This window comes from Streptomyces sp. NPDC051172, from assembly GCF_040682555.1.
In the GTDB taxonomy this organism is placed as follows: domain Bacteria; phylum Actinomycetota; class Actinomycetes; order Streptomycetales; family Streptomycetaceae; genus Streptomyces.
The window spans coordinates 21,402-28,157 of sequence record NZ_JBFBBE010000104.1 but is presented as its reverse complement, the minus strand read 5'-3'; the positions used below and the strand labels follow the sequence as shown (position 1 = coordinate 28,157).

The following is a 6,756-nucleotide window of genomic DNA, read 5'->3' as shown; positions in this document are numbered from 1 at the left end:
ACGCGGTTTTAAACCGTCTCGTTGTCCGGCCCGACGTCGAGTTCCGCGGGGGGGGGGGCACCCGCCCGAGGCCCTCCCCCTCGGCCCCGCCCCCGCCCCCGCCCCGTCAGCCGAGGTGGAGCGGACAGGCGGCAGCCATGCCGGCGGCCCTCGTGCTCAGACGGCGTTCAGCCCTCCGTCCACCACCAGGCTCTGTCCGGTGATGTAGGAGGCCCGCTCGGAGAGCAGGAAGGTGACGGCTTCGGCCACCTCCCGGGCGGTGCCCTGGCGCCCGAGCGGTATGCGGGTGAACGAGGCCGAGCGCGACGCCCGCCCGGCCGAGGCCTCGCGGCCCATCGGCGTGTCGATCAGACCGGGCACGACCAGGTTGGCGCGGATCCCGCGCGGCGCGCCCTCCTTGGCGACATGGCGGGTGAGTCCGAACAGGCCCGCCTTGGAACTGTCGTAGGCCGGCGAGTTGGTGGCCGCGCGCAGTCCCGCCACGGAACCGACGAAGACGACCGAGCCCCCGTCGGCGAGCACGGGCAGTGCGTACTTGGCGGCGAGGAAGGGAGCGCCCAGGTTGAGCGAGAGCACGCGTTCCCACTGCTGCGGTGAGGTGTCCGCCAGGCCCGCGCCGAGTCCGATGCCGACGTTGACCACGAGCGCGTCGAGTGCACCGAGTTCGCGGAGGGCCTCGGCGACCATGGACGAGGACTGGCCGGGATCCGTGGCGTCACCGACGACGGTGATGCCTCGGGTGCCCTCCTCATCGACCAGGGCGGCGGTGGCCGCTGCGGCGGAGGGGGAGACGTCGGCGCAGGCCACGGACGCTCCCTCGTGGGCGGCGAGCACGGCGATCGCCCGCCCGTTGCCCACGGGGGCCTTCGGATCGTCGCTGGGACGCGTGCCGGCACCGATGACCAGTACGTTCCGGCCGGTCAGGAGACCGGCCGGGTGGGGCGCAGGGTGCAGGGTCTCAGACATCGCCGTGTGTCCCGTCCGCCGCGTCCGTGCCGGCTCCGGTGGGCGCGGGCAGGGTTTCCGTCTCGAAGTCGGGCTCGAGCCGGATATCGGCGGAGTTCAGGAAGAACGCGACCATGTGGTACTGGCCGACGAGCATGGTGAGCTCGATCAGCTGTTCCTCGTCGTGGTCGGCCGCGAGAGCGGACCAGGTGGCCGCGGACAGGCGTGCGTCCCGGTGCAGTTCGTCGCCGGCGCGCAGCAGATGGGCATCGGCCGGCGTCCACCCCTGGGCGTCCGGGCCCGCACCGATCCGCCGGATCTCCTCGTCGGTGAGCCCGGCGGCCCGGGCCAGCGGTACGTGCCGTCCCCATTCGTAGGCTGCCCGGGTGTGGTATGCGGTGCGCAGGATCAGTAGTTCCCTGGTCCGGGCGGGAAGACGGCCGTCGCGCAGCAGATGGCTGCCGAACGGCAGGAAGTGCAGGAAGAGGTCGGGGTGCCGTACCAAGGTGGTGAAGACGTTGGCGAGGCGGCCGTCGGCGTCCCGGGGAATCAGGGCGAGTAGCTCCCGGGTGGCCGGGTCCCAGTCGTCCTCGGCCAGCGGCGCGAGGCGCGGGCCGGTGTCGGCGCCGGGGTGGTGGGGGTGGTCATGGTGCTCGTCGGTCATGGCGGTCTCCGCACGGTTCGTCGGGGTGGGCCGGTGGCACGAGAGCGGGGGTGAGCACGGTTGATCGGCGCCTTGCCGCGTGCGCCGATGGGCTCCTTGCCCGCCGTGCCACTGTGCGTTCAAGGGCGGGGAGTTGTCGACGGCTCCCCGGCCAAGGCCGGAGGGCCGCATATTGTTCACTCGCACAACGGCCGGGTGCCGGAGGGGGGAAGGTGAGGTCCATGCCCGGACAGTCGGGCGCGGCGGCGCCCCTCGAACAGGTCATCGCCGCGATGGCCGCGCAACAGCGGTACGTGGGCGGGCGGTTGCACACGGATCTGGCGGACCACATCCCGTCCTACCGTGCGGTCCCGCGCGAACTCCTCGGCCAGATCTGGCATCGGCACTTCCAGCGCGCTCTCACCGTGCTGCGGGAGGGGAGGGTGCCCGCGCCGGAGGACTTCGACGAAGCCGACGTGGCCCGGGACCGGGTCGCCCGGGGCGTCCCGCTCGACGACGGGCTCCGCGCCTTCCGCCGGGCGCTGAGCGCGATCCGGGATCTGTTCATCGCCGAGGCGACCGAACACCGGCTGGACCCCGTCCTCGTCGTCGACCGCACCAAGTGCCTGTGGGAGCTCGCGGACGTCGCCAGCCTGCAGATCGCCGCGGTCCACCGGCAGGCGGAAGTCGCCTCTGCCCTGTCCGACGCCCGCCGCCGCGCCGACTTCCTGCGCGGACTGCTCTACGGCACGCTGAGCGCCGTAGAGATCCACAGCGGTGCGGCGATCTACGGACTGGCCCTGTCGCGGCCGTACCGGGCCGTCAGAGCCGTACCGAACGGCGACCTCGGTCCTGACGCGCTCGAACGCTCCCTGGAGTCCCACGCCCGCAGGAACGGCCGAGGCGCGCTGCTCACCGTGCTGGACGACGCTGTCGCCGGAGTCGTCGAGGCGAAGCCGGAGACAGGCGATCTGGAGGTGACGGCGGGGCTCGGTCCGCCGACGGACCTCACCGCGGCGCACCGTTCCTTCCGTACGGCAGGCCGGCTGCTGGATGCCGCCCGTGCGTACGGTCTGCGCGGCGTGTACGACCTGAGCGACCTGTCCTGGCGGGTGGCCGTCGTCTCCGAACCGGAACTCGCCGAGTTGCTGATCGACCGCTATCTGCGCCCACTGGAGGCGGAGGGTGAGTTCGGAGCGCTCATCGAGGAGTCGGTGCGGGGATACCTGGATAAGGGGCGGCACATCCGTGAGGTCGCCCGCAGCGCACACGTCCATGTCAACACCGTCCGCTACCGGCTGCGCCGGTTCGAGGAGCTGACCGGTGTCGGCCTGGACAGTGCGGATACCGCTGTGGAGCTCAGCTGGGCCCTGGCGGCACGCGACCTGAGGACACCCCCGCGCGGCCCGGCGGGCCCTGTTCATGGCGCGGTCCCGTAGCGGCGGGCTACGGACGTTGTCAGAGTGGGACTGTCCCGGTACAGCGGTGGAGAAGCGGATGACGGAGTTCAGCGAAAGCCACGACGATCCGTTCGCCCTGCACCGCGTCGCCCTGGCGGCGCTCGACGACCGGGGAGCCGTGGTCGTGTGGAACCAGCGGGCGCAGGAGCTGCTCGGCCACCAGGACACGGCCGTGATCGGTCGTCCGGCCTTCGAGGTTCTTGTCGGCCCGAGCGAAATGCCGGCCGCCAGGGAGGCCGCGGCAAAGTGCAGGAAGGCCGGCGGCTGGTTCGGGGTGCCGAAGGTGCGCCACCGCGCCGGGCGGCTCGTGGAGATGGGGCTCAGGGCCCACGCGCTCTCCCGCGACGGCCAGACCTGTGAGTGGCTCCTGGCCGGGGCACCCGCGGCCGACGTCCTGGAGTGGCAGCGGGACCGTGCGGTCCTCGACGGTCTGTACCGCCAGTGCCCGATCGGACTGGTCGTGCACGGCACCGACCTGAGGCTTCTCAGAGTCAACCGGGCCATCGAACGCTTCAGTGGTGTCCCCGCGGCGGGCTTCGAGGGGCTGCCCAGCGGGCAGATGCTCATCTCCGACGACGCACGCAAGGCCCTGGGCCGGGTGCGCCAGGTGATGGAGACGGGCCGACCGCTCGTCCACTCCGAGTAGTTCGTCCGCCTGGAGCAGGATCCGGGACGGGAACGGCTCGCCCTGGTCTCGTCCTTCCGCATGGAGGATCCCGCGGGCCGCATCCTGGGCGTGGCCGAGATGATCGAGGACATCACCGACCGTCATCGGGCCCAGCGCCGGCTCGCGCTCCTCGACCAGGCCGGCAGCCTATCGGAACCACCCTCGACGTGGCGGAGACCGCCCGGGAACTCGCCGAGGTGATGGTGCCCCACCTCGCCGACCACGCGCCGGTGGACCTGCTCCAGCCGGTGACGCGCGGCGAGGAACTGGCACCGGCCCTGGCGGGGCCCGTCGTACGGCTCGGCGCCAGCAGCGTGGGGGCCCAGCAACCCGGCCCACCGCACCCACACGGCGAGCCGGTGGACTTCGCGCCCGACTCACCCCAGGCCAGGTGCCTGTCCGAAGGGCGGCCCGTCCTAGAACCGGTGCTGCCCGACTGGCTCTCGACGGAAGGCCACCAGGGAGCCCACGCTCCGGACCTGGGCGTCCACTCGGTCTGGCGCATCTGGCGTTCACCACCGAGGTGATCGCCAGCGAACTGGTCACCAACGTGTACCGGTACGCCAGTGGCCCCGCGACTCTGCGGCTGATCCGTGAACGGATCCTGGTGTGCGAGGTCAGCGACACCAGCCACACCTCCCCCCACCTGCGCCGCGCCCGTACGACCGACGAGGGCGGGCGCGGCCTGTTCCTGGTGGCGCAGATGGCCGAACGGTGGGGCACCCGCTACACCCGCGAGGGCAAGACCCTGTGGACCGAGCAGTCACTTACCGGCACCACCTGACCCTCTCAGGCCGCGGTCATTTCGCTGCGGCGAGCAGCCGTGCCTCGCTCTCGTCGTACAGTCGCTGGTTCACCCGGCTGTCGGCGGCGCGGCGCCGGTGGTCCAGGCGGCTGCCCAGCCACCCGGCCAGGTAGCCGAACGGGATGGAGATCAGCCCGGTGGACTGCATTGGGAACAGGTCGAAGTCGGCGTTCGGGAAGACGGCGGACGGTGTGCCCGAGACGGCCTTGGAGAAGATCATGAGCAGCAACGCGCAGGCCGCACCGCCGTAGAGGGTGGCGAGCAGGCCGGTGCGTGTGAATCCGCGCCAGAACAGGGAGTAGGTGAGCGCGGGTGCCACCGCCGACGCGCCCACGCAGATGGCCAGAGTGGTCAGCACACCGACGTTCCAGTTCTGGACGAGCGTGGCGAGCCCGATGGCCACGGTTCCCACGCCCACGCTCGTCCACGCCGCCACCGTCATCTCCGTACGCGGCTCGGCCTGTCCCCGCCGGGCCGCGTGGGCGAACAGGTCGTGGGCGAGCGAGGAGGCCGCGGCCAGGGTCATCCCCGCGACCGACGACAGCAGGGTGATGAACACCATGCCCGCCACGGCCGAGTAGAGAATCGTCGCGCCCGCGGAGGAGGAGGCTCCGCCGAGCACCTGCGACAGCATGAGCACCGACGTCCGGCCCTGCGGGTCGGCGGCGCTGATGTACCGCGATCCCACCAGCGCCGCCGCGCCCGTACCCATGACGATCACGAGCAGACAGAAGGTGGTGACCGTGCCGACCGCCCACGACATGGAGCGACGCAGGGCCGGCACGTCCTGCGCGGAGTACAGACGCATCGTGATGTGGGGGAGACAGGCCACGCCGAGGACCACGGTGATCTGGAGACCGACGAAGTCCAGCCGGTCGACGGCCGAGGTGCCCAGCTGAAGGCCCTGCTGGAGGAAGGCCGAGCCCGCGCCGCTGCCCTGCTGGGCCGCCCTGAGGACGTCGCCGGGATTCCAGTCGAATCGGTTCAGCACCAGAGCGGCGACGACGACACTGGTGCCGATCAGGATCACGATCTTGATCATCTGGATGAGCGCGGTGCCCCGCATACCGCCGAGCGCCGCGTAAATGATCATCAGGCTGCCGACGATGACGATGCAGGCCGTCCTGGCGCCCGCCACGTGCGGGATGTCCAGGATGAAGGTGAGCAGTGACCCGGCCCCGGAGAGCTGGACGACGAGGAAGGGCACGGTCGCCGAGAGCGTCACGACGCAGGCGGCGACCCGCACCGCCCGCCCGGGCATGTTGCGGGCCAGGACGTCACCCATGGTGAATTGGCCGGCGTTGCGCAGGGGTTCGGCCAGCAGGAACATCAGCAGGACCAGGGACAGGGCCGTGCTGACCGCGAGGACATAGCCGTCGTAACCGGCGAGCGCGATGATGCCCGTGGTGCTCAGGACCGTGGCCGCGGAGATGTAGTCGCCCGCGATGGCCAGGCCGTTCTTGAGCGGGGTGAGCGAGCGGTAGCCGGTGTAGAAGTTCGTCAGGTCGTCGCGTTCCGGTCCCGCCATCACGCACATCATCAGCGTGACGGTGACCAGCGTGGTGAACAGGACCAGGACGACAGCCTGCGTTCCGGAGCTGAAGTCGTTCATCTCGCCGTCCCCGCGTTCCGGCCGGCGGGGACCGCCCGCTCCCTGACGGCCAGGGCCAACGGATCCACCGAGCGCTGTGCGCTGCGTCCGTACCAGGAGACCGCCGCGAAGGTGACGACGAGCTGGAAGACCCCCAGGGCCATTCCCAGGCTCAGCTCCCCGGCGACACTGGCCCCCATCAGGCCCGGCGCGTAGCAGGACAGCACGACATACACCACGAAGGAGCCGAGCGCGGTGAGGGTGGAGACCCGGCGGAGCGCGCGGTAGGCCGAGCGCAGGGCGGCGAGGTCGGCGTTGGGCCGCTGGGTCTCGTGCGCAGAGGGCTCGTCCCAGGAAGCCTGTCCGTACGGCTCGGTCCACGAAGCCTGCCCGTACGACTCGGTCCAGGGGGCTTGCCCGTACGGCTCGTACCGCCGGGTGTTGTGTCCGTACGGCTGGTGCTCGGTGTGGGGCGGCGGCCACCCCGTGTCCGAGGGTGGATACCGGTTCTCGTCGGCGAATGTCATCGCAGGGCCTTCCGCTACGGCGATGGCTGTGAGCGGCGCACGTTACCGACCGGTTGGAATGCCTATAAGGCCTCGTGGGTCACGTTTCGAGGTCGGTACGGCTCTCGGGGTGGAGATC

Annotated in this window: 7 protein-coding genes and 2 pseudogenes; 5 read left to right on the top strand and 4 right to left on the bottom strand. The window is 71.2% G+C overall.

Annotated elements, in window-relative coordinates:
* Window positions 1-156 precede the first annotated feature (156 nt).
* The gene (locus AB0N07_RS39360) at window positions 157-966 is read right to left on the bottom strand and encodes an SDR family oxidoreductase (protein ID WP_365843709.1); all 810 of its coding nucleotides are present in this window, start codon (window positions 964-966) and stop codon (window positions 157-159) included.
* On the bottom strand, window positions 959-1,609 hold the full coding sequence (locus tag AB0N07_RS39355) for a carboxymuconolactone decarboxylase family protein (protein ID WP_365843707.1): 651 nt from the start codon (window positions 1,607-1,609) through the stop codon (window positions 959-961). Before AB0N07_RS39355 ends, AB0N07_RS39360 begins: the two co-directional genes overlap by 8 nt.
* A gap of 221 nt (window positions 1,610-1,830) precedes the next feature.
* On the opposite strand from AB0N07_RS39355, the gene AB0N07_RS39350 reads away from it, so the two are divergent.
* From AB0N07_RS39350 to AB0N07_RS39330, 5 genes and pseudogenes are all read left to right on the top strand, one after another.
* Window positions 1,831-3,027, top strand: coding sequence for a helix-turn-helix domain-containing protein (locus AB0N07_RS39350; protein ID WP_365843705.1), 1,197 nt, complete (start codon window positions 1,831-1,833; stop codon window positions 3,025-3,027).
* A pseudogene (locus AB0N07_RS39345) lies at window positions 3,011-3,763 on the top strand (PAS domain-containing protein); the annotation flags it as partial. The gene AB0N07_RS39350 and the pseudogene AB0N07_RS39345, both read left to right, overlap by 17 nt.
* A complete protein-coding gene (locus AB0N07_RS39340) occupies window positions 3,755-3,916 on the top strand; it encodes a hypothetical protein (RefSeq protein WP_365843723.1) in 162 nt (53 codons plus the stop codon). The pseudogene AB0N07_RS39345 and the gene AB0N07_RS39340, both read left to right, overlap by 9 nt.
* Entirely contained in the window at window positions 3,883-4,242 is a 360-nt protein-coding gene (locus AB0N07_RS39335; RefSeq protein ID WP_365843725.1) for a hypothetical protein, read from the top strand. Before AB0N07_RS39340 ends, AB0N07_RS39335 begins: the two co-directional genes overlap by 34 nt.
* Window positions 4,221-4,499, top strand: a pseudogene (locus AB0N07_RS39330) (ATP-binding protein); the annotation flags it as partial. The gene AB0N07_RS39335 and the pseudogene AB0N07_RS39330, both read left to right, overlap by 22 nt.
* A 16-nt stretch (window positions 4,500-4,515) precedes the next feature.
* On the opposite strand, the gene AB0N07_RS39325 reads toward AB0N07_RS39330, so the two are convergent.
* Together AB0N07_RS39325 and AB0N07_RS39320 are read right to left on the bottom strand one after the other, a co-directional pair.
* Window positions 4,516-6,132, bottom strand: coding sequence for a cation acetate symporter (locus tag AB0N07_RS39325; protein WP_365843703.1), 1,617 nt, complete (start codon window positions 6,130-6,132; stop codon window positions 4,516-4,518).
* Window positions 6,129-6,638, bottom strand: coding sequence for a DUF485 domain-containing protein (locus AB0N07_RS39320; protein WP_365843701.1), 510 nt, complete (start codon window positions 6,636-6,638; stop codon window positions 6,129-6,131). The genes AB0N07_RS39325 and AB0N07_RS39320 overlap by 4 nt, the downstream gene beginning before the upstream one ends.
* Window positions 6,639-6,756: the final 118 nt, after the last annotated feature.

Bases quoted from the DNA above. Each gene is read 5' to 3' on its own strand.
- AB0N07_RS39320 (WP_365843701.1), bottom strand. From the start codon at position 6,638: ATGACATTCGCCGACGAGAACCGGTATCCACCCTCGGACACGGGGTGG.
- AB0N07_RS39325 (WP_365843703.1), bottom strand. From the start codon at position 6,132: ATGAACGACTTCAGCTCCGGAACGCAGGCTGTCGTCCTGGTCCTGTTC.
- AB0N07_RS39350 (WP_365843705.1), top strand. From the start codon at position 1,831: ATGCCCGGACAGTCGGGCGCGGCGGCGCCCCTCGAACAGGTCATCGCC.
- AB0N07_RS39340 (WP_365843723.1), top strand. From the start codon at position 3,755: ATGGAGGATCCCGCGGGCCGCATCCTGGGCGTGGCCGAGATGATCGAG.
- AB0N07_RS39360 (WP_365843709.1), bottom strand. From the start codon at position 966: ATGTCTGAGACCCTGCACCCTGCGCCCCACCCGGCCGGTCTCCTGACC.
- AB0N07_RS39355 (WP_365843707.1), bottom strand. From the start codon at position 1,609: ATGACCGACGAGCACCATGACCACCCCCACCACCCCGGCGCCGACACC.